Source organism: Nonomuraea sp. NPDC047897 (genome assembly GCF_043204415.1).
Lineage (GTDB): Bacteria > Actinomycetota > Actinomycetes > Streptosporangiales > Streptosporangiaceae > Nonomuraea.
This window is the reverse complement of the sequence record NZ_JBIDCC010000004.1, coordinates 344,876-368,486: the sequence shown is the minus strand read 5'-3', so window position 1 is coordinate 368,486 and position 23,611 is coordinate 344,876. Positions and strand designations below refer to the sequence as shown.

20 protein-coding genes are annotated in these 23,611 nt (G+C 72.0%); 10 read left to right on the top strand and 10 right to left on the bottom strand.

Annotated elements, in window-relative coordinates:
- The first annotated feature begins 24 nt into the window (after positions 1 to 24).
- From ACGF0J_RS11745 to ACGF0J_RS11735, 3 genes are all read left to right on the top strand, one after another.
- Positions 25 to 996 (top strand): EamA family transporter, encoded by a 972-nt coding sequence (locus tag ACGF0J_RS11745; protein ID WP_393144627.1) that lies wholly within the window; start codon positions 25 to 27, stop codon positions 994 to 996.
- Positions 997 to 1,067: 71 nt separating this feature from the next.
- Positions 1,068 to 1,652, top strand: coding sequence for a TetR/AcrR family transcriptional regulator (locus ACGF0J_RS11740; protein ID WP_393144625.1), 585 nt, complete (start codon positions 1,068 to 1,070; stop codon positions 1,650 to 1,652).
- Positions 1,649 to 2,026, top strand: coding sequence for a hypothetical protein (locus ACGF0J_RS11735; protein ID WP_393144623.1), 378 nt, complete (start codon positions 1,649 to 1,651; stop codon positions 2,024 to 2,026). The genes ACGF0J_RS11740 and ACGF0J_RS11735 overlap by 4 nt, the downstream gene beginning before the upstream one ends.
- Positions 2,027 to 2,057: 31 nt before the next feature.
- On the opposite strand, the gene hisC is transcribed toward ACGF0J_RS11735, so the two are convergent.
- From hisC to ACGF0J_RS11705, 6 genes are all read right to left on the bottom strand, one after another.
- A complete protein-coding gene (gene hisC, locus ACGF0J_RS11730; protein WP_393144621.1) occupies positions 2,058 to 3,116 on the bottom strand; it encodes a histidinol-phosphate transaminase in 1,059 nt (352 codons plus the stop codon).
- Positions 3,117 to 3,303: 187 nt separating this feature from the next.
- On the bottom strand, positions 3,304 to 3,969 hold the full coding sequence (locus tag ACGF0J_RS11725; protein ID WP_393144619.1) for an NUDIX domain-containing protein: 666 nt from the start codon (positions 3,967 to 3,969) through the stop codon (positions 3,304 to 3,306).
- A gap of 141 nt (positions 3,970 to 4,110) precedes the next feature.
- Entirely contained in the window at positions 4,111 to 5,901 is a 1,791-nt protein-coding gene (locus tag ACGF0J_RS11720) for a DUF4434 domain-containing protein (RefSeq protein ID WP_393144617.1), read from the bottom strand.
- 43 nt (positions 5,902 to 5,944) lie between these two features.
- A complete protein-coding gene (locus ACGF0J_RS11715) occupies positions 5,945 to 7,033 on the bottom strand; it encodes a glycosyltransferase (RefSeq protein WP_393144615.1) in 1,089 nt (362 codons plus the stop codon).
- A gap of 19 nt (positions 7,034 to 7,052) precedes the next feature.
- Entirely contained in the window at positions 7,053 to 8,315 is a 1,263-nt protein-coding gene (locus tag ACGF0J_RS11710) for a nucleotide sugar dehydrogenase (protein WP_393144613.1), read from the bottom strand.
- Positions 8,316 to 8,430: 115 nt separating this feature from the next.
- Positions 8,431 to 10,068, bottom strand: coding sequence for a glycosyltransferase family 4 protein (locus tag ACGF0J_RS11705; protein WP_393144611.1), 1,638 nt, complete (start codon positions 10,066 to 10,068; stop codon positions 8,431 to 8,433).
- 101 nt (positions 10,069 to 10,169) lie between these two features.
- Here ACGF0J_RS11705 and wecB point away from each other — a divergent pair, with 101 nt between their 5' ends.
- Together wecB and ACGF0J_RS11695 are read left to right on the top strand one after the other, a co-directional pair.
- Entirely contained in the window at positions 10,170 to 11,300 is a 1,131-nt protein-coding gene (gene wecB, locus ACGF0J_RS11700; protein WP_393144609.1) for a non-hydrolyzing UDP-N-acetylglucosamine 2-epimerase, read from the top strand.
- Positions 11,301 to 11,367: 67 nt separating this feature from the next.
- Complete coding sequence (locus ACGF0J_RS11695) at positions 11,368 to 13,404, top strand: glycosyltransferase (RefSeq protein WP_393144607.1); 2,037 nt, start codon at positions 11,368 to 11,370, stop codon at positions 13,402 to 13,404.
- A gap of 19 nt (positions 13,405 to 13,423) precedes the next feature.
- Here ACGF0J_RS11695 and ACGF0J_RS11690 read toward each other — a convergent pair whose 3' ends face one another.
- Positions 13,424 to 14,095: a hypothetical protein gene (locus ACGF0J_RS11690; RefSeq protein ID WP_393144605.1), complete on the bottom strand. Its 672-nt coding sequence runs from the start codon at positions 14,093 to 14,095 to the stop codon at positions 13,424 to 13,426.
- A gap of 310 nt (positions 14,096 to 14,405) precedes the next feature.
- Here ACGF0J_RS11690 and ACGF0J_RS11685 point away from each other — a divergent pair, with 310 nt between their 5' ends.
- Positions 14,406 to 16,355 (top strand): NAD(P)-binding protein, encoded by a 1,950-nt coding sequence (locus tag ACGF0J_RS11685; protein WP_393144603.1) that lies wholly within the window; start codon positions 14,406 to 14,408, stop codon positions 16,353 to 16,355.
- 46 nt (positions 16,356 to 16,401) lie between these two features.
- On the opposite strand, the gene ACGF0J_RS11680 is transcribed toward ACGF0J_RS11685, so the two are convergent.
- Positions 16,402 to 17,205, bottom strand: coding sequence for an SDR family NAD(P)-dependent oxidoreductase (locus tag ACGF0J_RS11680; protein WP_393144601.1), 804 nt, complete (start codon positions 17,203 to 17,205; stop codon positions 16,402 to 16,404).
- A gap of 155 nt (positions 17,206 to 17,360) precedes the next feature.
- On the opposite strand from ACGF0J_RS11680, the gene ACGF0J_RS11675 reads away from it, so the two are divergent.
- The 4 genes from ACGF0J_RS11675 to ACGF0J_RS11660 are packed head-to-tail and all read left to right on the top strand — an operon-like array spanning position 17,361 to position 20,935.
- Entirely contained in the window at positions 17,361 to 19,607 is a 2,247-nt protein-coding gene (locus ACGF0J_RS11675) for a nitrate- and nitrite sensing domain-containing protein (RefSeq protein ID WP_393144599.1), read from the top strand.
- Entirely contained in the window at positions 19,604 to 20,011 is a 408-nt protein-coding gene (locus ACGF0J_RS11670; RefSeq protein WP_101789944.1) for a roadblock/LC7 domain-containing protein, read from the top strand. Before ACGF0J_RS11675 ends, ACGF0J_RS11670 begins: the two co-directional genes overlap by 4 nt.
- Positions 20,008 to 20,382 carry a DUF742 domain-containing protein gene (locus ACGF0J_RS11665; protein WP_393144597.1) on the top strand — a complete coding sequence of 125 codons (375 nt, stop codon included), beginning with the start codon at positions 20,008 to 20,010 and terminating at the stop codon, positions 20,380 to 20,382. Before ACGF0J_RS11670 ends, ACGF0J_RS11665 begins: the two co-directional genes overlap by 4 nt.
- The gene (locus ACGF0J_RS11660; protein WP_393144595.1) at positions 20,363 to 20,935 is read left to right on the top strand and encodes an ATP/GTP-binding protein; all 573 of its coding nucleotides are present in this window, start codon (positions 20,363 to 20,365) and stop codon (positions 20,933 to 20,935) included. The genes ACGF0J_RS11665 and ACGF0J_RS11660 overlap by 20 nt, the downstream gene beginning before the upstream one ends.
- Before the next feature lie 10 nt (positions 20,936 to 20,945).
- On the opposite strand, the gene ACGF0J_RS11655 is transcribed toward ACGF0J_RS11660, so the two are convergent.
- On the bottom strand, positions 20,946 to 21,323 hold the full coding sequence (locus tag ACGF0J_RS11655; RefSeq protein ID WP_393144593.1) for a DUF742 domain-containing protein: 378 nt from the start codon (positions 21,321 to 21,323) through the stop codon (positions 20,946 to 20,948).
- Positions 21,320 to 23,572: a nitrate- and nitrite sensing domain-containing protein gene (locus tag ACGF0J_RS11650; RefSeq protein WP_393144591.1), complete on the bottom strand. Its 2,253-nt coding sequence runs from the start codon at positions 23,570 to 23,572 to the stop codon at positions 21,320 to 21,322. The genes ACGF0J_RS11655 and ACGF0J_RS11650 overlap by 4 nt, the downstream gene beginning before the upstream one ends.
- Positions 23,573 to 23,611: the final 39 nt, after the last annotated feature.

Sequence of the window (23,611 nt, the reverse complement as noted above, 5' to 3'; positions counted from 1 at the left end):
GAACGACCGATAGTGTCATCAGTCATGCACCAAAACACTGCTGACCGCCCGTCGCCCCTCATGATGTGGGGCGCGCTGGCCGTCGTCTACGTGGTGTGGGGATCGACCTACCTCGGCATCGCGGTGGCCGTCGAGTCCATCCCGCCCCTCCTCAGCGGCGCCATGCGGTTCGTCGTGGCCGGGCTGCTGCTCGGCGGGTTCGTGCTGGCCCGTTCCGGCACCGCCGCGTTCCGGATGACCAGGAGGCAGTTCCTCGGAGCCACCGTGGTCGGGGTGCTGCTGCTCACGTTCGGCAACGGCATGGTCGCCGTGTCCGAGCAGTACATCTCCACCGGTCTCGCGGCGCTGCTCGTGGCCTCGGTCCCGCTGTGGCTGGTCGTCTTCCGGATCGCCGTGCGCGACCGGCCGAGGACACTCACGCTGGCGGGCGTGCTGGTCGGGTTCGCCGGGGTGGCAGCGCTGTCGCTGGGCGGAGCCCAGGCGGGCAGCACGTTCGGGATCGTGGTGATCCTGTTCGGGTCGCTGTCGTGGTCCGTCGGGTCGTTCCTGTCGAGCCGCATCGCCATGCCGGCCGACCCGTTCGCGGCCAGCGCGGTCGAGATGCTCGTCGGCGGGCTGGGCCTGACCCTGCTCGGCACGGCGGTGGGCGAACGGGTGGACCTCCAGGCGATCACCGGGGCGTCGTGGGCGGCGCTCGCCTACCTGGTGGTCGTCGGATCGCTCATCGGGTTCACGGCGTTCTCGTGGCTGCTCGGCCACGCCCCCATCTCGCTCGTCTCGACCTACGCCTACGTCAACCCGGTGGTGGCCGTCATCCTCGGCGCTCTCGTCCTGAACGAGCAGGTCACCGGGCAGATCCTGGTGGGCGGCCTGGTCATCCTCGCCGGTGTCGCCCTGGTCATCTCCACCGAACGCCGCGGCCGCCCGGACCCCGGCGACGGCCCGTCCCCCAGCGAGCCGCCCGTGGCGGCACGCCCCCACGTCACGCGCGAGTAGCGCCGCACACCGGCGCTCCCTACGGCGGCGAGGCTTGATAACCAAACAGGTCGTCCCGTAAGGTAATGCCCATGGCAACTGACCGGGCGGCAGGCCGTCCACGCGACCGACGCACCCACGAAGCCATCGTTCGCGCCACCGAAGAAATGATCATGCTGCACGGCTACGCCGGCACCTCGATCAACGCCGTCGCCTCCCGTGCCGGCGTCGGCAAGGACGCCATCTACCGGCGATGGCCCGGCAAGCCGGAGCTGGTCTACGAAGCCCTGTTCACCCAGGTCGACACCGGCCCCGTCCCCGACACCGGCACGCTGGCCGGGGACGTCGCCCAGCTCACCCAGGCGCTGGTCGAGGAGTTCGCCACACCCGCGGCCACGGCGGCGCTTCCCGGCCTGCTGGCCGACTTCGCCGCCGACCCCGCCCTGCGGACCCGTCTGCGGTCGTCCTTCCTGGCCCCGGCCCGGACCCGGATGGTCGAGATCTTCGACCGCGCCGCCGCACGCGGCGAGATCGCCGGCACCGCGCAGATCGACCTGATCCTCGACACGCTGGCCGGCGCGGTGTTCTTCCACGTGGGCCTGATGGGCGAGCCGCGCACCGCGGGACTGGCCGCCCAGCTCGCGGACATCGTCACCAACGGGATCGCGACCCGATGAACGGCCATCTCCTCGCCGCCGGCATCACGGCGGCCGTCGTCGCCGCGGTGCACCTCGTGGCCGGACACGTCGACCCGGTCCGGCCCCTGCTGGCCTCCGCCCTTCCTCAGGTGCCCAAACGCACCCTGCACGCGGTCTGGCACCTCGTCAGCGCCGACCTGGTCCTCGCCGCGGTCGCGCTGCTCTATCTGGCGCTGGTCCAGCCCCCGGGCACCCCACTGGCCGGGTTGCTGCTCGCCGTGCACTTCGCCGCCTACACCATGGTCTTCCTGGCCATCACGTCGACATTCGGCGGGGCGACACGCCTGCTGCGCCTTCCCCAGTGGCTGCTGCTGCTCCCCGTCGCCGTGCTCGCCTGGATCGGGTCGACCTGACGGTCGATCCTCAGGCAGCGCGCCCCGGGACCTACGCCAGGAAGTCCGCCGCGGCCTTGAGGAAGGCGTCGTTGGCCTCCGGGTCGCCGATGGACACCCGCGCGCCCTCACCGGCGAACGGCCGGACCGCCACGCCCTCCACCGCGCAGGCCGCCGCGAAGTCGAGCGTCCGGTCGCCGAGGCGGAGCCAGACGAAGTTGGCCTCGGTGGGCGGGACCGTCCAGCCCTGGGCGATGAGCGCCTCGCGCACCCGCGTGCGCTCCTTGACCACGCGGTCCACCCGCTCCAGCAACTCCTCCTCCGCACGCAGGGACGCGACGGCCGCGACCTGGGCGAGGTGGTTGACGGCGAACGGGATGATCGTCTTGCGGATGGCCGCCGCGACCGGCTCGTGCCCGATCAGGTAGCCGACCCGCAGCCCCGCCAGCCCGTACGCCTTGGAGAAGGTGCGCAGCACGCACACGTTCGGCCGGTCGCGGTAGAGGGTGAGCCCGTCGGGGACGTCCGCGTCGCGGACGTACTCGCGGTAGGCCTCGTCCAGCACCACCAGCACGTCGCCGGGCACCCTGTCGAGGAACGACTCCAGCTCCGCGCGGCGGACCGAGGTGCCGGTCGGGTTGTTGGGGTTGCACACGAACACCATGCGGGTCCGCTCGGTGATCGCCTCGGCCATCGCGTCGAGGTCGTGGTCCTCACCGGTGAGCGGCACCCGTACGGACGTCACCCCGGACAGGTCGGCCAGCAGCGGGTACGCCTCGAAGGAGCGCCAGGCGTAGACCACCTCCGCGCCCGGCTCCCCCACGGCCTCGAAGAGCTGCTGGGCCACGGTCACCGAGCCGGCGCCGAGCGCGACGTGCGAGGCGGGCACGCCGTAGCGCTCCGCGACGGCCTCGGTCAGCCCGAGCGCGCCGGGGTCGGGGTAGCGGTGGATCTGGCGGGCCCCCTCGGCGATCGCCTCGACCACCGACGGCAGCGGGTCGTAGGGCGACTCGTTGGAGCTGAGCTTGTAGGACCGGCCGTCGGCGGCCGCCACGGCCTTGCCGGGCTTGTAGGCCGGCATGGTGTCCAGGATCGTGCGGAAACGAGGCATGCCCACACTCTAGGAGCATCCCCCGCCCTTGCCGCCACCCCCATCCCCCGACTCCGCCGCAGCGCAGACGACGAGATCGCCTTGGACGAAGTGACGAGTCACGGCCGGACGAAATGACGAGTCGCGGACGGACGAAGTGACGAGTCACGGGCGGACGAAGCGACGATCGGAAAGGGGCATGCCCGCCTCACTCCTTGAGGGAGCGGAGCATGGGCGGGTGGAGGAGCTCGGCGGGGCCGCGGCGGTAGAGCTTGGCGGGGCGGCCGCCGTCTCGGGTGGTGGTGGCGCCCGTCTCCACCAGGAAACCCTCGGCCTTGGTGACCTTGCGGTGGAAGTTGCGCGGATCCAGCGCGCGATCCCAGACGATCTCGTACACGCGGCGCAGGTCGGCGACCGTGAACTCCGGGGGGCAGAAGGCGGCCCCCAGCGAGGTGTACTCCAGCTTGGCCCTGGCCCGTTCGATGCCGTCGAGCATGATGCGCCGGTGGTCGAAGGCCATGGCGGTGAGGTCGCCGGCCGGCTGCCAGCTCATGTGGGCCTGCTCCGAGGCGGGCAGGTCGGGGGCGAGGCCGAGGTAGGCGACGCTGACGACGCGCTGGCGGGGGTCGCGGTCGGGGTAGCCGTAGGTCTGGAGCTGCTCCAGGTGCACCGGCGCGCCGGGCAGGCCGGCCCGCTCGGCGAGGATGCGGTGCGCCGCGGCGGGCAGATCCTCGTCGAGCTTGACGAAGCCGCCGGGCAGCGACCAGCGGCGCAGGAACGGCGGGTTGTCGCGGCGCCAGACGAGCGCGCACAGGGCGTGGCAGCGGACGGTGAGCACGACCAGGTCGACACTGACCGGGACGCTCGGAAGCATGTCACGCACGTTACACGCCGCGGCCGCCGGCCGGGGCCGCCGTCGCACAGGGGACCCGCCCCATCGGCGCGCACGGGACCCGCCCGGTCAAGGCCGCCGGCGCGCACGGGAGCCGCCCCGCCGCGTTCCCGGGCCGGGCGGTCATGTGGCGAGCCGGACGCGGAGCGGCTCCGTGGTCTCCTTGCCGGAGGGGAGCCGGACGCCGATCCGCACCCACTCGCCCGCCGGCACCTGCCCCCAGTCGAACGGCACCCACGCCGTCTGCATGCCGTCGGGCAGCTCCTCCAGCGGGTCCTCGTCCAGCCAGCCCGTGGCGGCGACGGCCAGCTCCGTGGCGCCGCCCTGCCAGGTCACGGTGACGGTGCCGTCCTTGAGGTGGTAGCCGCGCACCTCGACGCCGTCCTGGGCGCCGCGTCCGCGCCGGATGGCGTCGACGGCGATGGGACGGTTCCAGTCCTTGGTGACCTCCTGCTGCAGCGACGGCGAGCCGCAGGTCATGAAGTCGCTCCACATGTACGAGACGATCTTGTGGACGTACCGGCCGGCCATGGTGACGGCCTGGTCGAGCCGCTTCTTGTCGGTCTTGCCGCGGGTGCCCTGGGCGGCGCACGGCTTGTCGCCGGACGGCTCGAACGACTCGACGTTCGCCCACAGCTCGACCTCGTGGCCGGCCTGCAGCATCTCCTCGCGGGCCTGCGCCATCTCGCGGTAGTAGTCGCGGGTGGAGCCGTGGTAGGCGGTGCCGTACGTGGTCTCGCCGACGACGGGGCGCAGGCGTTCGTCCACCTCGTCGCCGCGCTGGTCGGGCCAGAACAGGCCGACCTTGCCGGTGCCGCGGCTGTCCTGCGGCGCGATGATGCCGACGCCGGTCTTGACCAGCGCCTTGAAGCCCTCGGCGACCTGGGCGGGCGTCTGGCCGAACGGGACCCGTTTGCGCGCGTCGAGGTAGGGGCTGATCAGGATCGGCTTGCCGGGCAGCTCCTGCTCCACGATCCGGTGCTGCTCGGCGTACACCTGCAGGGTGGGGTTCCCGGCCAGGGAGGCGGCCATCTGCACCTCGAACGGCTGGTAGACCCCGCCGAGGGAGGTGCGGTCGGCGAAGCGCACGCCGTAGTCCTGCAGGATGCGGCGGGTCAGCGTGCGCAGCGTCTTCTCGTGCTCGGGATTGGCCCTGATGGGCGTCTTGGGGTCGCGCGGGGCGAGCGGGAGCGCGGGGAAGACCCGGATGCCGAACTGGTCGCCGAGGGCGAGCAGCTCGGTGAGGCTGTCCTCCGCCGCGCCCGCGATGACGATCAGGTCGTACGGCTTGGGCGTGCCGAGGTCGCAGCTCGACGGGTCGGAGCCGTCCATGGGCGTCAGCACCCGGTAGTAGACCCGCCTGCCGGCCGCGACCGAGCGTTCGATCTCGGCGCAGCGGAACAGGTCGCGGCCGAACGCCTGGTCGGTGCGGTAGACGTAGGTGCGGGCGATCCGGTTGTCCGGGTGGCCCCGCTTCAGGTCGCGCTCGGCCGCCTCGTGGCAGGACAGGCCGTCCTCCACGCAGTCCTTGTAGAGCGGGTCCCGGGTGCCGTCCTTGGCCAGGATGCGGCCGTCGTCGTCCACGGTGCGGTACTGCAGGCCGTAGCCGATCCGGATGACGGTGTCGCCGCCGACGCTGTGGATCTCCTGGAGCTGCTTGCGCCAGGTGCACCGGTTGGACTGCGGCGTGATCCAGTAGCCGGTGACGGCGTACGGGTACTTCTCGTCGGTCTCGTAGGTGCCGCAGTCGTCGGTGAACTCGGGGACCTGGGGGGTGGGCTCGGTGGCCGTGGGGCTGGGTGTGGCGGCCTTGCGGCTCACCGGCGCGGGCGGCGGATCGCCGGGCAGCACGATGAAGACGGCCGCCACGGCTGCCAGGACGGCCGCGGCGAGCAGCACGAAGAGCCAGCGCACGTTGGGGAACCTACCGCTCTCGGGATCTGCCGGACGTAAGCCGCTATCTCACGACTCCGGCCCACGCCTCCAGCTGGGTGACGAACCTTTTGGCCGAGTTCGGCCAGTGGTGGTTGGCGCGGGCCGCCGCGTACCCGCGGGCGCCCTGCGCGTGTCGCTCGCGTACGTCGTCGCGCAGGGTGAGCACGGCCTGCGCCACGGCCTTGGGGTCCTCCCAGGGCACCACGACGCCGCTGGAGTAGCGCTCGACCAGTTCGACGGCGCGGGGCGACGGCGTGGTGATCACGGGGATGCCGTGCGCCATGTACTCGACGATCTTGGTCGGCATCGAGTGGCGGTAGTTCGGCTCGTCGTGCAGCAGGGACAGGCCGGCCAGCGCCCCGTCGAGCCGCTTCAGCGCCTCGTCGTTCGGCATGAAGTCGCGCCACTCCAGCAGGCCCTCGGTGACGGCCTGGTTGAGCAGCGGGCGGCTCTGCGGGTCGGCGTAGCCGATCAGTTCCACCGCCACCCGGTACGGCTGGAGCAGCCGGGCCACCTCGATCGCCTCCATGACGCCGCGCGCCCGGGACAGCCAGCCGAGGTAGACCACCCGGTCGTCGCCGGGCGGGGTGACCGAGTCGGGGACCCAGGTCTCGTTCGGCACGATGAGGTGGGCGTGCTTGAACCTGCCGGCGTAGGCGGTCTCCGCCAGCAGCAGGTGCATCTTGCGCTCGGCGGTGCTCTCCAGCATCCGGGCGAGGAAGCGGACGGGCGGGCGCAGGAGCGAGGGCAGCCACGGCTTGAGCGACAGCGTCGCCGGGGTGTCCTCGTGGACGTCCCAGACCACGGGCGGGCTGTTGCGCACGCCCCACACGGCGAACAGCAGCTCCGGGTCGTGCACCAGCACGAGGTCCACCTTGCCGCGCATCTTCTTGAACAGCCTGCGGGCCGCCCAGACGGCCGCCACCCGCTTGCGCTGGGCGGCCCTGGGCAGGTCGACGCCGGTGACCCACGGGCGGGGCACCACGCCGTGGGCCGTGAAGGACGCCGCATACGTGACCTCATGACCGGCATCCACGAGGGCGCGGATCTGCCGGTGCAGGATCCTCGCGTCCTCGGGGTTATGCACCACCGTCATGACGAGCACGTGCACTGCGCGCAGCCCTCCGTCGCTACAGCCGCTCGATGCGTTCACCCTCGGCGAGCACGCCGCGGGTGTCGAGCACGAGCCTGGCCTTCGCCTCGACCATGTCGAGGTCGAACGCGGCGTGCTGCTGCAGCAGCAGCGTCACGTCGGCGCCGACCACGGCCTCGGCCAGGTCATCTTCACGTGGCACGGGTGTGCCGTCGACCGCCCACTCCTTGACGTACGGATCGGCGAACGACAGGTCCGCGCCCAGTTCCAGCAGCGCGCGCGCCACGGGGAGGGCCGGTGTCTCACGTTCGTCGGCGATGTCCGGTTTGTAGGTGACGCCGAGCATAACCACTTTGGCGCCGTTCACGGGCTTCTTATGCCGGTTCAGCAGCCGCTGGACGCGGGCCACCACGTAGGACGGCATCCGCTCGTTGATCTCCTGGGCCAGCTCCACGAACCGGAACGGGTAGCCGAGCTTGCGCACCGTGTACGACAGGTACGACGGGTCGACGGGGATGCAGTGCCCGCCGACGCCCGGACCGGGCAGGAACTTCTGGAAGCCGAACGGCTTGGTGGCCGCCGCCTCGATCGACTCCCACAGGTTGATCCCCAGCTCGTCGCAGAAGATCGCCATCTCGTTGACGAGCGCGATGTTGACGTGCCGGTAGGTGTTCTCCAGGAGCTTGGCCATCTCGGCCTCGCGGGTGCCGCTGACGGGCACGACCTGGTCGATGAACTGCCCGTAGAAGGCGGTCGCCCGGTCGCGGCAGGTCATGGTGTAGCCGCCGACGACCTTGGGCGTGTTGCGCAGGCCGAACTTGGGGTTGCCCGGGTCGATGCGCTCGGGCGAGAACGCGAGGTGGAAGTCCTCGCCGGCGGTCAGGCCGGAGGTCTCCAGCAGCGGGCGGGCCACCTCGTCGGTGGTGCCCGGCCAGGTGGTCGACTCCAGCACGACGAGCGTGCCCCTGGTGAGGTTGCGGGCGACGCTCTTGGTGGCGCCCTCGACCGCGGACAGGTCGGGGCGGTGGTCCTCGTCGAGCGGGGTGGGCACGCAGATGACGATCGTGTTGCTCCGGGACAGCACGGACTCGTCGAGCGTGGCGCTGAAGCCGCTGGCCAGCATGTGCTCGAGGTCGGCGTCGGACAGGTCATCGATGTAGGACTGCCCGGCGTTGAGCGCCTCGACCTTCGTGGGGTCCACGTCCACGCCGACGACCTTCAGCCCGGCGGCCACCGCCTCCTTGGCGAGCGGCATGCCGACGTAGCCCAGGCCGATGACAGCCAAGTCGATTGCTGTCACAGCTGTGCCTTTGGAACCGGGAAACAACACTTCATGGTCGCAAAGGTTATCTCAAGTCCACCAAGCTCATGCCTAATGCGCACGAACCCATCGCAACGGACAGACATCTTCATGGTCATCGTTCGGTAAGGCTCTGGTAGAGCGAACGGTAGGTCTGGGCGACGCGGCTCCAGGTGCGCTTGGCCGCGACCTCGGCCCGGCCCGCCTCCCCCATCTCGGCGCGCCTGGCGGGGTCGTCGCGCAGGCCGGCGATGGCCTTGGCGAGCTCCGCCGGGTCGCCCGGCGGCACCAGCAGGCCGGCGCCGTCGGAGCCGACGAGCTCCGACAGGGCGGGCAGGTCGCTCAGCACGACGGGCTTGCCGAGCGCCATCGCCTCGACCGGCTTGAGCGGCGTGACAAGCCGGCACACCCGCAGGTCCTCGCGGGGGCAGGCGAAGATGTCGATCGCCTCCTGCGCCTGCAGGGCCTCGTCGGGGCCGACCCGGCCCGGCAGGATCGCGCTGGTCAGCGACAGCTCCTCGACGAGCTCCAGCAGGTTGGCCCGCTCGTTGCCGTCGCCCACGATGAGCACCCGCACCGGCGCGCCCTGGTCGCGCAGCAGCGCCGCGGCCCGCAGCAGCGTCGCGAAGCCCTCGTAGGCCACGATGCTGGACACCGAGCCGACCACGATCTCGTCGTCGCCGATCCCCATGGCGTGCCGGAACGACGCGCCGTCGTAGCTGGCCGACAGCAGCGCGTCGTCCACCGCGTTCGGCGCCAGGAAGATCCGCTCGCGCGGCACGCCGCGCTCGACGATCTCCGCGGCCATCGTCTCGGCCAGCGTGACGACCGCGTCGGCCTCGCGCATCAGGAACGCCTCGCGCTCGCGCTGGAGCACGTGCCGCTCGCTGCCCACCCGGACGGGGTCGCGCGAGGCCCAGGTCTCCTCCAGGAAGCCGCGCACCTCGTAGACGTACGGGGTGCCGGTCCGGTCGCGCACGGCGTGGGCCACCGAGCCGTTGCGGTGGTCGGTGGCGGCGTGCAGCACCTGGGGCCGCAGCTCGGCGACCAGGTCGGTGACCGCGTCGGCGCCCTTGACCATGCGCCCGCGCATCTCGAACGGCATCTCGCCGAGGCCCTCGGGCAGCAGCCGGTGGTAGGGGATGCCGTCGATCTCCTCGTACGGCGAGACGTCCGCGAACCCCTGGAACAGCGGCCAGCCCCAGCTCGTCACCACGTGCGGGTCGAGCCCGGCGGCCTGTTGGGCGGTGACGATGCGGTGGGTGCGGACCGTGTAGCCGGCCTGCGTGTACGGCAGCGCGTTGGTGACGCAGTGCAGCACCCGGCCCGGGACCCGCTCGCCGACGGCCGTCCTCGGGCCGGGCGGGATCGGGTCGGGGCTGATCGCGGCCAGCTCACCCCGGTAGTAGGCGGCCCGGCGCTTGACGAACGGGTATTTGGTGTGGGCCTCCAGCACCTGGGCGGCCATGGTGACCCGGCCCTCGTTCCAGTGCGCCTTGGCCTCGTTCCACGGCGCCCTGATCACGCGCATGCCGAACTTGCGCACCGCGCGCCGGGCGCGCCGGGCGGCCGGCCAGGCGACCCGGCCGACGACCGGCCGCAGCCGTGGCGGCAGGGCTTCGGCGGCGGCCTGCGCGACCCGTACGGGATCGGACTTCACCTTGGTGTAGACGACCCGGGAGACGAGAACCGGGTGCTGGACGAAGCCCTTCAGCAGCCCGCCGACCCCCGCTCTGGCGGTCTTCGCGGACATCTGGGAGGAATGGGAGGAGTCTGGACGACTGGCGTCGTTTACCACGCGGTGACCGTACCATAGGCAGCGTTTTTCCCCTTCCGCTATGAAAGGCGAGGTCAATGAGGGAGAACCCCCTGGTCCTGCACGTTCTGGGCGCTCGTCCCAATTTCGTGAAAGCGGCCCCGGTGGTGCGAGCACTCGGCGAGCTCGGCATGCGGCAGGGCATCATCCACACCGGTCAGCACTACGACGCGCTGATGTCGGACGTGTTCTTCGCCGACCTCGGCCTGCCGGAGCCGGTGGCCAACCTCGGCGTCGGCTCGGGCACCCACGCCAGGCAGACCGCGGCCCTGCTCGTCGGCCTGGAGGAGGTCGTGCTGGAGCAGGACCCCGACCTGGTGGTCGTCTACGGCGACGTCAACTCCACGCTGGCCGCGATCCTCGTCTGCGCCAAGCTGGGCGTGCGCACCGCGCACGTGGAGGCGGGTCTGCGCTCGTTCGACCGGGGCATGCCCGAGGAGGTGAACCGCATCGTCACCGACTCGCTGTCCGACCTGCTGTTCGCCACCTCCCCCGACGCGCTGTCGCACCTGGCGGCCGAGGGTGTGCCCGCCGCCAAGGTGCACCTGGTGGGCAACCCGATGATCGACAGCCTGTTCGCGGCGCTGCCGTCGCTCGACCCGGCTCCCGTCGTGCGGCGGCTCGGCCTGCCGGAGCGCTACGCCGTGGCGACGCTGCACCGGCCGGCGAACGTCGACACCCCCGAGGCCGCGCGGGAGCTGGTCTCGGCGGTGCTGGAGGTCTCGCGGCAGGTCCCGCTCGTGGTGCCGATCCACCCGAGGGGGCGCACCCGCCTGGCGGAGGCCGGGCTGGTGGACGGCCCGTCGGTGAAGGTCGTCGACCCGCTGGGCTACGTCGACTTCCTGTCGCTCGTCCGGGGCGCGGCGCTGGTCGTCACCGACTCGGGCGGCGTCCAGGAGGAGACGACCATGCTGGGCGTGCCGTGTCTGACCGTGCGGCCCAACACCGAGCGGCCCGTCACGATCACGCACGGGACCAACCGCCTGGTCACCCCCGCCCTGCTGCCGGCCGCGGCGGGCAAGGCGCTGGCCGACGGCGCCGCGACGCCGTCGGGTGAGCTGCCGCCGCTGTGGGACGGCGCCGCCGGGCCCCGGATCGCCCGGGTGATCGCCGCCTGGCTGAAGGGGGACAACCTGTCGCCCGCGTCCCAGGGCACGCGTTCCGAATAACTCCCCCATGTCGTACGGCCTCCCCCGTAGCATGACAAACCTCCGCTAAGCGATAGGGCGCATCACCATGGCCGAAACCCCCGAAGAACCCACCTACCAGCGGCTCGGCCCGGTCAACTGGCTCCCCGAGGAGCGCAAGGTCGTCGAGCGGTACGAGGCGGAGCTCACGGAGCTGCGGCGGCGGCTGGAGATCGCCGAGGCCAAGGCCGCCTACGCCGCCTGGAAGCTGGCGGCCACCCAGGCCAAGCGGACCTTCAAGCTGGGCGAGGCCATCGGGACCAAGAAGCCCGGCAAGGTGCTGGAGGCCGTCCGGGCCAGGGAGCGGGCGCCCAAGCCGCCCCGGCCGGTCACCGAGGCCATCGAGGCGGCCAACAGCCGGCCGCCCCTGGTCGAGGTGCCCGCGGTGAAGTGGCCGGCCGGGCCGGTCAACCGGCCGGACCTGCGCGTCGCGGTGATCCTCGACGACTTCTCCCGGATGGCGTTCCGCTACGAGTGGGACCAGATCGAGTTCGGGCTCAAGGACTGGCCGGAGATCTTCGCCGAGAAGCGGCCCGACCTGCTGTTCTGCGAGTCGGCCTGGCACGGCAACCAGGGGCGCTGGCGCTACCAGATGACCGGCACGAACGCCCCCAAGGAGCCGCTGCGCGACCTGGTGGCCTGGTGCAGGGCCGAGGGCATCCCGACGGTCTTCTGGAACAAGGAGGACCCGCCCAACTTCGACTTCTTCATCGACACGGCCAAGCTGTTCGACTACGTCTTCACCTGTGACGGCGACATGCTGCCGAAGTACCGCGAGGTGCTCGGGCACGACCGGGTGGACGTGCTGCAGTTCGCCGCGCAGCCGCGCGTGCACAACCCGGTGCAGCGCAGGGAGGGGCGGCTGCACGACGTGGTGTTCGCGGGCATGTACTTCCGCGACAAGCACCCCGAGCGCCGCGAGCAGATGGAGGTCGTCCTCGACCCGGTCCGCGAGCTGGGCCTGCACATCTTCGCCCGCAACGGCGAGGTGGACGAGAAGTACGCCTGGCCGGAGAAGTACCGCCCGCACATCGTCGGCGAGCTGCCCTACGACCAGATGCTCGCCGCGTACCGGATGTACAAGGTCTTCCTCAACGTCAACTCGGTGCTCGACTCGCCGACCATGTGCGCGCGGCGCGTCTTCGAGCTGTCGGCCTGCTCGACCCCGGTCGTCTCCGGCTGGTCACGGGCGATCGAGGAGACGTTCGGCGAGCTGGTCCCCATCGCCCGCGAGCCGGTCGAGTCGTACAACCAGGTGCTGCATCTGATCAACAGCCCCGAGCTGCGGGCCAGGATGGGTCACCTGGCGATGCGCGAGGTGTTCGACAAGCACCTGTTCTCCCACCGGGTGGACCAGATCCTTCAGCTCCTCGGCCGGCCCGTGCGGCCGAGGTCGCGCTCGATCTCCGTGGTGCTGCCCACCAACCGGGCGTCCCAGATCGAGCACGCGATCTCCTCGGTCGCCAAGCAGATCCACCGGCCGCTGCAGCTCGTCATGGTGCTGCACGGTCTCGACATCGACCCGGTCGTGGTCGCCGACAAGGCGCGCATGGCAGGCATCACGGACGTCGTCGTGCTGCCGGTCGCGGCCGAGCTGTCGCTCGGCGCGTGCATGAACCTCGGCATCGCCGCCGCCGAGGGCGAGCTGATCGCCAAGATGGACGACGACAACCTCTACGGCGAGCACTACCTGTCGGACCTGGTCAGGTCCTTCGACTACACCGACGCCGAACTGGTCGGCAAGGGCGCCCACTACTCCTACTTCGAGGGCAGCAACACCACCATGCTCCGCCTGCCGGGCCTGGAGCACCGCTACTCGTTCCTCGTGCAGGGCGGCACCTTCCTCGGCACGGCCGGCATGTTCCGCTCGTACGGCTTCGCCGACATCACCCGCGGCGAGGACACCCATCTGGTCCGCCGGCTCAAGGAGGACGGCGTCAAGATCTACTCGGCGGACCGGTTCAACTTCGTCTACTGGCGCAGCGCCGATGCCAGCATGCACACCTGGCAGGCCGACCACATCAAGCTGACCCGCAACGCCCAGTTCTCGTTCGTGGGCCGGCCGGACGACCACGTGCTGATCTAGGCCCGGCCCTCCCGGCGCGCTAGCCGGCGGCCTGGGCGAGCTTGCGGTCGGCGAGGCGGCCCAGCTCGTACAGGCCGGACGGCTCGACCTCGCGGCCCACCACGAGCAGGCTCATGACGACGGGGCCGCGCCGCAGCACGACGGTGCCCACCTGGGTGTCGTCCGCGCCGCCCGAGGTGGTCGTGAGGTAGGCGCGCGACTCGTCGCCGCGCCTGGGCATGTCCAGCTCGCGGGTGCGGTAGGTCACCTTGACGCCGTCGACCCGCGCCTCGTAGGTGGCGCACTGCCGTGGCAGGGGCGGAGGGAAGGCGGGCGAGGGCAGCTCGACCAGCGCCTGGGTGATCGAGCCGGTGTCGGAGGCGTAGGCCACGACGGCGGCGGGCGCGCCGGCCAGCGTGGGCCGGGTGGCGTCGAGCTGGGCGGCGCCCGCGCACTCCGGGCGTTCCAGCTTGGCCCGTCTGGCGGCCTCCACGCCCTGCCTGGTCGCCGCCAGCGAGCCGAACGCGCCCGTCTCGGGGCCGTGGACCACCCGCATGCCTCCGGGGGCGGGCAGCAGGGCTGCGCGCAGCCGCCCGGCCGCCGCCTGCGCCGCCGCCGGACCCGCCGGGGTCACCGAGGTGGCCGGGGTCGCCGGGGCGGTCCGTGCCGCCGGTGTCGCCTCGCCGGAGGAGCAGCCCGCCAGCAGGGTCATGCCGGCGCATATTCCGGAGATGACCGCCGGGATGGATTTCCGATTTCGTTCGTACGGCATAGCGACGAACGCTAGAGGAACCGGCTGTCGGCGAGCCGGACAACGGCGCTATTCGCCGAATTCCGCGCTATCTCCTTCTTCTGGCCGTTGCGGGCGACAAGCGCTTCCTCGCTGGTCAGGGCCCACGGGCCGGATACGGCATTTCAGGCACCGCCCAAAAGGACATTCGCCGGAACAGGCCACGCAAAATGTTCGTCGAAGCACTGCGCGGCGTACCGTGACAATTGCCCACCGTGCCCAGGATCTCCGCATGGGCGACATCGACCCGCGCCACGCGCGCGATCTCGGGATGAGCCGGCCGATCTCGCGTCGCGACTTCTTCGACGGGGTCGCGGTGGCCGCGATCGGCACGGCCGGGGCCGGGACGGTCGGGGCGGTCGGCACCGGTCACCCGACCGCCGGGCGCACGTCCCCCGAGCCCGGTGGTCACCCGTCGTTCCCGCCGCGCCGCACCGGGCTGCGCGGCGACACCGCGGACTCGCTCGCCGTGCCGCACGCCCTGCGGGACGGGCGCTTCTGGGAGCACGCCGGCGACCCCGAGCCGACCGGCGAGAGCTACGACCTGGTCGTGGTGGGCGGCGGCGTCAGCGGGGTGAGCGCCGCCTACGAGTGGCTGCGCCACGAGCCGCAGGCCCGCGTGCTCATCCTCGACAACCACGACGAGTTGGGCGGCCAGGCGCGGCGCGCCGAGTTCCGGCCGGCCGGCCGCACGGGCGCGCTGATCGGCCGGGCCGGCGCGCGGGCGCTCGCGGCGCCCGCGATGTGGACGCCCGAGGGCAAGGACCTGCTGGCGCGGCTCGGCGTGACCGTGCGGAGGCTGCGCCGCCACGTGGACGAGGACCTGTACCCGGGCCTGGGGCTGCACGAGGGGGTGATGTGCGACCGGGAGACGTTCCCCGTCGAGGACCTGCACCGGCTGGTCCCCGGCGTGCCGCCCGAGCGCTGGGTGGGCCGGCTGCCGATCGCCGACGAGGCGCGGCGGGACCTGCTCGCCCTCGTCACGGACCCGCCCGACTGGTGGCCCGGCCTGCCGGCCGAGGAGAAGGAGGAGCGGCTGGCCGGCCTCACCTACTCGCGCTTCCTGCTCGACGTGTGCGGGGCGCACCCGGACGTGGAACGGTTCCACCGGACCCTGCCGAGCGCCCGGTGGGGCTACGACACGCGGGCCTTCGGCGCGATCGACGCCTGGGGCTGCGGCTATCCGGGATTCCAGGGGCTGGGGCTGGACCCCGGCAAGCCGTCGCGGTTCTGCTCGCCGACCGTGAAGAAGGAGTGGGGGGCAGGCGACGCCGACGTCCCCTGCCTGCCCGAGGGGCTGCAGGCGCTGGTGCGGATGATGGTGGGCCGGATGATCCCCGGCTTCGCCACGGCCACCACGATGGACGGCGTCACCACGGCCGGCTACGACTACGGGCGGCTGGACGTGCCGGGCAACCGGGTGCGGTTCCGGCTGTCGAGCCCCGTCGTGTCGGTACGCAACGACGGCGACCCCGGCAGCGCCACCTCGGCCACGGTCGGCTACTTCGACGGGCATCGTGTCCGCACGGTCACCGCCGGGGCCGTGGTCATGGCCTGCTGGTCCGTGGTGGTCCCGTACGTGGTCGACGCCCTCCCCGACGCGCAGCGGGCGGCGCTCGCGGAGGCGGTCAGGATCCCGCTGCTGGAGGCGACCGTGCAGGTGCGCGACTGGCGGGCCTGGCGTCGCGCCGGGGTACGCCGGGTGCGCTGGACCGGCGCCTACTGGTGCCTGACGGAGCTGGACCACCCGGTAGGCGCGCCGGACTACGACCACCCCCGCGGCCCCGGCGAGCCGGCCACCGTCCACCTGGTCGCCGCGCCGTGCCGGTCGGAGCTGGGTCCCGCCCGGGGTGCGGCCGCCGGGCGGCGGGCGCTGCTCAGGACCCCGTACGACCATCTGGAGTACACGATCCGCGACCAGCTCGCCCGGCTGCTCGGGCCGGCCGGTTTCGATCCGGCCGCCGACGTCGAGGCCGTGACCGTGCACCGGTGGGGGCACGGGTACGCGCCCGAGTACTGCCGGCCGTGGCACGACTTCTACCCCGACGGCCCGTTCCCGGCCGACACCGCCCGGCGGCGCTTCGGGCGCATCGCCGTCGCCGGCGCCGACTCGGCGCCGGCGGCCCGCGCCGACGCCGCCGTCACCGCCGCCTACCGGGCCGTGGCGGAGCTGCTGGGGTGAGGCCGCCCCGCCGTGCTCCCCGCTCCCGCCGGCGGCGGGGCGCCGCTCACGCCGCTGAGGCGCGGGTGCCGTCCACGGCGCAGGCGCTGGCCTGCCAGAGGCGCTCGGCCAGGTCCGGGTCCGACATGGTGGCGGGTACCTCGGCGGGCCGTTCCCCGTCGAAGTAGCGTCCGGCGTGCCGGGCCCCGTCCTCGTGCGTGGCCAGGTGCGTCAGCCGGCGCGCCCCGTGCTCCGGCGGCTTGGCGTAGCCGGGCACGAGGAGCATGAGGCGCATGAGCAGGGCGCCGGACGCGAACCCGGTCCTGATCACGCCGGGGTGGAAGCAGGTGGCGGCCAGGCCGCGGGCGGCCAGGGCGACGGTGAACAGGGCGTTGGCCTGCTTGGTGTCGCCGTACTGGAGCCAGCCGTTCCATCGGCGGCGTTCCCGCGACAGGTCGGTGACGTCGAGCCTGCCGGTGCGGCCCGCCCGCGAGGAGGTGGTCACGATCCTGTCGACGTGGTCGGCCAGCTCGCGCGTGAGCAGGAACGGGGCGAGATGGTTGACCTGGACCATCAGCTCGTGCCCGTCGGGGGTGGTCTGCCGCCTCGGGCTCATCACGCCGGCGTTGTTGACCAGCACCCCCACGCGCTCGTAGCGTTCGCGCACCTCGGATGCCAGCCTGCGCACGTCGTCCAGGGACGTGAAGTCGCAGGTCAGCACCTCGGCCTTGGCGCCCGGCAGGCCGCCGGCCACCTCCTTGAGCCGCCGCTCGTCCCGGCCGACCAGCACCACGCGGTGCCCGTGGCGCGAAAGCCCCGCCGCCGCGGCGGCGCCGATGCCGGAGCTGGCACCGGTAATCACACTAATCATCCCGTTCCTCCCACTGCGCCGGAACCTTAAACGGTGCTAGTCTCCTATGCGATCTTCCGGAGGTGTATTTACACAAAGGTGGAAATGCCCCTCGACTTCGAGGTTGGGACATGGGCTCGCGTAACCGGTCAATTCGGTTCAAGATCTTCTTATTGTTGCTGCTACCCCTCCTGTCTCTGAGTGCGCTCTGGGGGTTCGTGCTGAACCTCACCGTGGGCGACGGTCAGGCCCTGCTGCAGGCCGACAGCATCTACCGGACCGTCGGCGTCACCTCGACCGAGCTGGGACTCCAGCTTCAGGCAGAGCGTGCCCGGTCAGCGGTCGCCATCACCACGCGCCAGCTCACGGAAGATCTCGGCGCCCAGCGAACCCGCACCGACCAGGCCGTCGCCGCCTTCAAACGCGCCTCCGCCGAAGCGGGCAGCGCCGCCGACGGCACCCTGCGCGCCTCCGTCCGCGCGCTCGAACAAGAACTCGACCGGCTCGGCGCCGTCCGCTCCGACATCGACAACGGCCGCAGCAGCCGCCTGGCCGCCCTCAACGCCTACAACCGCGTGCTCGACGTCCTGTTCAGGGTCTACGACCAGATGGTGTCGCTCCCCGACCTGGCCATCTTCCAGCAGGCCACGGCCATGCAGGCCATGGGCAACGCCCGCGAGGTCATCGCCAGGGAGCACGCCCTCATCAGCGGCGCGCTCCTCGACCAGCAACTCACCGAGGCCGAGGCGGCCGCCTTCACCGAGTACGCCGCCACCCGCGCGTTCCTGCACACGCGCGGCACGGCCGGGCTCGACCTGGCGCTGCGCCGGCCGTACGAGAAGATCTTCGCCGGCTCCACCTTCCGCAGCTTCGGCCTGATGGAGGCGAGGATCGTCGCCACCGGCGCGCCGCCGCCCGACGCCGCCGCCTGGAACGCCGCCGCCGAGCAGGTCATGAAGCAGCTCGACCAGATCAACTTGTCCGCCACCCAGGAAGTGGCCGACCGCACCACCGACGCCGCCATCACGATCCTGGTGCGGATCGCCGTGGCCGGCGGCATCGGGCTGATCGCCGTGCTCGCCTCGATCATCATCTCCGTACGGTTCGGCCGCCGGCTCGGCGCCGAACTGGCCGGGCTGCGCTCCGTCGCCCTGGAGCTGTCCGAACGGCGGCTGCCCCTCCTCGTCGAGCGGCTGCGCCGCGGCGAGGACGTCAACGTCAAGAAGGAGCTCAAGCCGCTCAAGGTCAGCGGCTCGGCCGAGATCACCGACGTGGCCCGCGCGTTCGGCTCCGTGCAGCGCACCGCCGTCCAGGCCGCGGTGGGCCAGGCCGAGCTGCGCCGAGGCGTGGGCCAGGTGTTCGTCAACCTCGCCCGGCGCAAGCAGGGGCTGCTGCACCGCCAGCTCCAGCTCCTCGACCGCATGCAGCGCCGCACGCACGACCCCGACCGGCTGGAGGAGCTCTTCCGCCTCGACCACCTGACCACCCGCATGCGACGGCACGCGGAGAGCCTGATCATCCTGTCCGGCGCCGAGCCGGGACGGGCCTGGCGCAAGCCGGTGCCGGTGCTCGACATCGTCCGCGCCGCCATCGCCGAGGTGGAGGACTACACCCGGATCACCGTCGAGGCCGTGCCGCCCGGCGCGATCGACGGCACCGTCGCCGCCGACCTCACCCACCTCGTCGCCGAACTGGTCGAGAACGCCGCCATCTACTCCCCGCCCGACACCCCCGTGCAGGTCCGCGGCGACATGGTGAGCAACGGCTACGCCATCGAGGTGGAGGACCGGGGGCTCGGGCTGTCGGAGGCCGAGTACGGCACGTTCAACGCGATGCTCGCCAACCCGCCCGAGTTCGACCTGGCCGACAGCGACAGGCTCGGCCTGTTCGTGGTCGCCAGGCTCGCCCAGCGGCACGGCGTCAACGTGCTGCTGCGCCGCTCACCCTTCGGCGGCACCACGGCCATCGTCCTGGTGCCGCGTCGGCTCGTCACCGAGCAGCCGGCGCTCACCGCCGGCGACGCCACGCCGGCGCTGCCCAGCCGCACCCGTGCCGCGACCGGAGGCGGCCAGAGCGACGAGGACGCCGACCGCGGTGACGAGGCGGCCGCCGAGCCGGCCGCGCGCACCAGGAAGGAAGGTGACAGCGTGTCCCCGCTGCCCACCCGCACCCGGAAGAAGGCGCTCGCCGTGCTGAGCGGCGGGGTGAGCGGCGGGGTGAGCGGCGGCGGCACCCACGCCGGACTGCCCACCCGGGTACGGCAGGCGAACCTGGCACCCCAGCTCAGGGCGGAGCCGCCGCCCGAACCGGAGCCGGAGGAAAAGACCGAACGCTCTCCCGACGAGGTACGCGATCTGTTCTCCGCGTTCCAACGGGGAACCCAACGCGCCCGACAACAAGCACAAGAAGAGGGGGAGGCATGACCGTGCCGACGACCAACACCGGTGAGCTGAACTGGCTGCTCGACGACCTGACGACCAGGGTCGCGGCGGTGCGGCAGGCGGTGATCCTGTCGACCGACGGCCTCGCGGTCGGCTACTCGAAGGGCCTGAGCCGGGAGGACGCCGAACACCTGTCGGCCGTGGCCGCCGGCTTCCAGAGCCTGGCCCGCGGCACCGGACGCCACTTCGGCGGCGGTGACGTCCGGCAGACCATCGTCGAGATGGAGTCGGCGTTCCTGTTCGTGACCGCGGCGGGCCAGGGCACCTGCCTGGCCGTGCTCGCCGAGGCGAACGTCGACGTGGGCCACATCGCCTACGAGATGGCGATGCTCGTCAAGCGGGTCGGGCAGCACATCTCGACCAGTCCGCGAGCGGCCACGTCATGACGGAGACCCCGCAGTGGCTGGATGAGGAGGCGGGACCGGTCGTCCGGCCCTATGCTCTCATCCGCGGCCGTACGAGGTCTTCCGGCGACATGTTCGACCTCATCGCGACCGTACGCGTCGTCGATGAGCCGCCCGGCGACGCGCCGAGTGACCTGGGCCCCGAGCAGCAGACGATCCTGCGGATGGCGCGGAGCCCGATCTCGGTGGCCGACGTGGCCGCCGAGCTCGACCTGCCCATCGGCGTCGTTCGGGTGCTGCTGGGCGACATGCGTGACCACGGCCTGATCTCGGTGACGTCCCCCTCAGCGGCGAGGCCACGTCCGAGTTCGGGCATTCTCAAGGAAGTGATCAATGGACTCCGGGCTCTCTGAGGACCCCGTAGCGCTGAAGATTCTCATCGCCGGAGGCTTCGGCGTGGGCAAGACCACCCTGGTGGGATCGATCAGCGAGATCAAGCCGCTGCGCACCGAGGAGGTGCTCTCCGAACGCGGGATCGGCGTGGACGACATCGACGGCGTGGAAGCCAAGACCACCACGACCGTCGCCATGGACTTCGGCCGCATCACCATCCGGGAGGGGCTGGTCGTCTACCTGTTCGGCACACCCGGCCAGGAGCGGTTCTGGTTCATGTGGGACGAGCTGTCCCACGGCGCGCTCGGCGCCGTCGTGATCGCCGACACCCGCCGGCTGACCGACTGCTTCCCGTCGGTCGACTACTTCGAGCAGCGCGGCACGCCGTTCGTGGTGGCCGTCAACTGCTTCGACGGGGCCGACCGGCACAGCGTGGACGACGTGCGGATCGCCCTCGACCTGGACGACCACGTGCCGGTGATGCTGTGCGACGTGCGGCGGCGCACCTCGGCCAAGGAGGTCATGGTGACCCTGGTCGAGCACTCCCTGCGCACGCTGACCGCGGCGGGCTGAGCCGGCCGGGTTACAGGGCCTTGAGACCGTTGATCACTTCGCGGAGCAGGTCCTCGGCGGCCGCCGTGTTCTTGGGCATCGGCGGCCGTACCGTGACCAGCCCGTAGTGCAGCAGGTCGCCGAGGAGCACGCGCACCACGGCCACCGGCAGGTCCAGCTCGGCGGCCAGCTCCACCACCGGTCGCGACTGCCCGGTGACGCCGGCGAGCAACCGCCGGTGCTGGACGCTGAGCTCCGCCTTGGCCGGCACCGGCAGCCCGCTCCCGACGACGCTCGCCAGCAGGTCGATCGCGGACGTCGCGGAGGACCTGGTGCGGCCCCGTGCCACCGCGTACGGCCGCACCACAGGTCCGGCCTCCTCGTCGACCCACTCGTGCTCGCGGCTCACGATCGAGATCCCCCATCCTGGTCGCTGTCCTGACGCCCCCGTTGCCAGCCTGACTGAAGGGACGAGAGCAGCGCCCTGGCCTCCTCGGGCGAGCGCTCGTCCGGCGCAGCCGCCACCGGCGGCTGCCTGAGCTGCTGCGGCAGGTTGGCCTGCCGCTGGCGGCGGGGCAGCGCCGGATCCGGCTGCTGCGCCGTGCCCCGCTTGGTGGTGCGGACGCGGCGCGGCAGGCCGCCGGGGCCGGTCGGCTGCTCCACGCCGTTCGATCCGGCGCCGTGGCCGCCCGCGCCGCCGTTCGTGACCTGGTCGTGCGTGCCCGGCGGCTCGTTCCTGACGACCGAGACGGACACCGACTCCAGCTCCGGCATCTGCACGGGCATGGGCAGCATCTCGACGAGCGTCGGCGGCACCAGCACGATCGCGGTCGTCCCGCCATACGGCGACGGCTTCACCGTCACCGAGATGCCGTGCCGGGCCGCGAGCATGCCGACCACCGCGAAGCCGAGCTGCTCGGTCTGCGACGGGTCGAACTCGGGCGGGCTGGCCAGCCGCTCGTTGACCGCCTGGCGCATCTCGGACGGCATGCCGAGGCCCCGGTCCTCGACCTCGACGGCGAAGCCCCGGCCGACCAGCTCGCCGCGGACCGACACCTCGTTGCCCGGCGAGGAGAAGGCGGTGGCGTTCTCGATCAGCTCGGCGAACAGGTGCATGAGGTCCGCCACGGCGGTGCCGGCGAAGCCGTACTCGGGCATGGGGTAGACCCGCACCCGGGTGTACTCCTCGACCTGGGCGGCCGCGCCGTTCAGCACGTCCTCGACGGGGATGACGCCGCGCCAGCGGCGTCCGGCGGTGCCGCCCGACAGCAGCACCAGGCCCTCGGCGTGGCGGCGCATGCGCGTGGTGAGGTGGTCGAGCCTGAACAGGCGCTCCAGCGCCTCCGGCTCCTCGGTCTCGCGCTGCATGTCGTCGAGGAGCCTCAGCTGGCGCTGCAGCAGCGACTGGCTGCGCCTGGCCAGGTTGCGCAGCGCCTCGGAGACGCCCTCGCGCAGCCGGGCCTGCTCGACCGCCGCGTCCACGGCGGTGCGCTGCACGCTGTCGAACGCGGCCGCGAGATCGGCGATCTCGCTGGTGGCTTTGTCGGCCACCCTGATGGGCGGCGCCTCGGCCTCCACGTCGACCCGCTCACCTCTGCGGAGCCGTTCCACGACGCCCGGCAGCCGGATCTCGGCGAGGTCCAGCGCGCCGCGCCGCAGCGCGCCGAGGTCCAGGGCGACCTGCCTGCCGACCCGGATGGAGACGATGACGGAGAACACCACGGCGATCAGGCCGACGGCGCCCGCCACCGCGGCGCGCACGATGATCGCGATGCCCGCCGGCTCGATCCGGGCGAGCAGCTTGTCGCCGGTGCGCCAGACGACCTCGGTGTAGTCGGTCAGCACGGGGTCGGCCAGCTCACGCCACATCTGCATGTTGACGGGCTCGCCCGAGATGTACGACTGCATCGCGCGTTGCATGGTGGCGAAGCGGGTGGACGCCATGATCTTCTCGAACGGGGCCCGCATCTCGGCGTCCAGGTTGGCCATCGCCGTGGGGAACAGGTGCTCGCGCACGCCGTGGTAGTGGGCGAGCATGTGCACCTCCGCCATCGACAGCTTGCCGCCGGAGGCCACGATGAGGGCGTTCTCGCGGCTCATCATCTCGCGCACCTCGTCGGCGGCGATCAGGCCCTGGGACAGGCGGGCCAGCTCGACGTCGATGCTGAGGGTGAAGGTGGAGTACAGGATGTGCACCCGGTCGGAGATCGCCGAGTACTCGGTGACGAGGGCGGCGGCTGCCATCTTGCCGCCGTCCACCTGCCGTCTGATGTCGGGCAGCCGGTCGATCGCCTCGAACGCGTCGGCGAGCCTGCCGTTCATCTCCGGCGTCATGGCCGACCGGACGCCCTCGTCGCGGGCCGACTCGGCGAGCTTGGTGCGCACCCGGTCGGTCTTGGCGCGGGCCGCCGCCAGCGGTGCCGGGTCGCTGACGACCCCGCCCAGGCGTTCGGCCGAGGCCAGTCGCTCGGCCTGCAGGTTCCCGACGAGGCCGTCGGCGTAGTTGATCACGCCGGTCCAGATCGTCTGGGCCTTCAGCAGGTTGAAGGCGTCACCGAAGGTGCTGCTCGCGGCGAAGCCCCACAGGGCGACAAGGGAGACCAAAGGGATGACGAGCAGCGTCGCGATCTTGAATCTGATGGATCTGCCCGATGCCATTGGTACCTGCTCCCGGATAGAAGATCGCCGGAGAGAATA

Excerpts from the sequence above, each read along its gene's own strand:
- ACGF0J_RS11695 (WP_393144607.1), top strand. The coding sequence starts at position 11,368 with ATGGCCGAAACCCCCGAAGAACCCACCTACCAGCGGCTCGGCCCGGTC.
- wecB (WP_393144609.1), top strand. The coding sequence starts at position 10,170 with ATGAGGGAGAACCCCCTGGTCCTGCACGTTCTGGGCGCTCGTCCCAAT.
- ACGF0J_RS11670 (WP_101789944.1), top strand. The coding sequence starts at position 19,604 with ATGACCGTGCCGACGACCAACACCGGTGAGCTGAACTGGCTGCTCGAC.
- ACGF0J_RS11740 (WP_393144625.1), top strand. The coding sequence starts at position 1,068 with ATGGCAACTGACCGGGCGGCAGGCCGTCCACGCGACCGACGCACCCAC.
- ACGF0J_RS11690 (WP_393144605.1), bottom strand. The coding sequence starts at position 14,095 with ATGACCCTGCTGGCGGGCTGCTCCTCCGGCGAGGCGACACCGGCGGCA.
- hisC (WP_393144621.1), bottom strand. The coding sequence starts at position 3,116 with ATGCCTCGTTTCCGCACGATCCTGGACACCATGCCGGCCTACAAGCCC.
- ACGF0J_RS11685 (WP_393144603.1), top strand. The coding sequence starts at position 14,406 with ATGGGCGACATCGACCCGCGCCACGCGCGCGATCTCGGGATGAGCCGG.
- ACGF0J_RS11725 (WP_393144619.1), bottom strand. The coding sequence starts at position 3,969 with ATGCTTCCGAGCGTCCCGGTCAGTGTCGACCTGGTCGTGCTCACCGTC.
- ACGF0J_RS11650 (WP_393144591.1), bottom strand. The coding sequence starts at position 23,572 with ATGGCATCGGGCAGATCCATCAGATTCAAGATCGCGACGCTGCTCGTC.
- ACGF0J_RS11660 (WP_393144595.1), top strand. The coding sequence starts at position 20,363 with ATGGACTCCGGGCTCTCTGAGGACCCCGTAGCGCTGAAGATTCTCATC.
- ACGF0J_RS11705 (WP_393144611.1), bottom strand. The coding sequence starts at position 10,068 with ATGTCCGCGAAGACCGCCAGAGCGGGGGTCGGCGGGCTGCTGAAGGGC.
- ACGF0J_RS11680 (WP_393144601.1), bottom strand. The coding sequence starts at position 17,205 with ATGATTAGTGTGATTACCGGTGCCAGCTCCGGCATCGGCGCCGCCGCG.
- ACGF0J_RS11735 (WP_393144623.1), top strand. The coding sequence starts at position 1,649 with ATGAACGGCCATCTCCTCGCCGCCGGCATCACGGCGGCCGTCGTCGCC.
- ACGF0J_RS11665 (WP_393144597.1), top strand. The coding sequence starts at position 20,008 with ATGACGGAGACCCCGCAGTGGCTGGATGAGGAGGCGGGACCGGTCGTC.
- ACGF0J_RS11745 (WP_393144627.1), top strand. The coding sequence starts at position 25 with ATGCACCAAAACACTGCTGACCGCCCGTCGCCCCTCATGATGTGGGGC.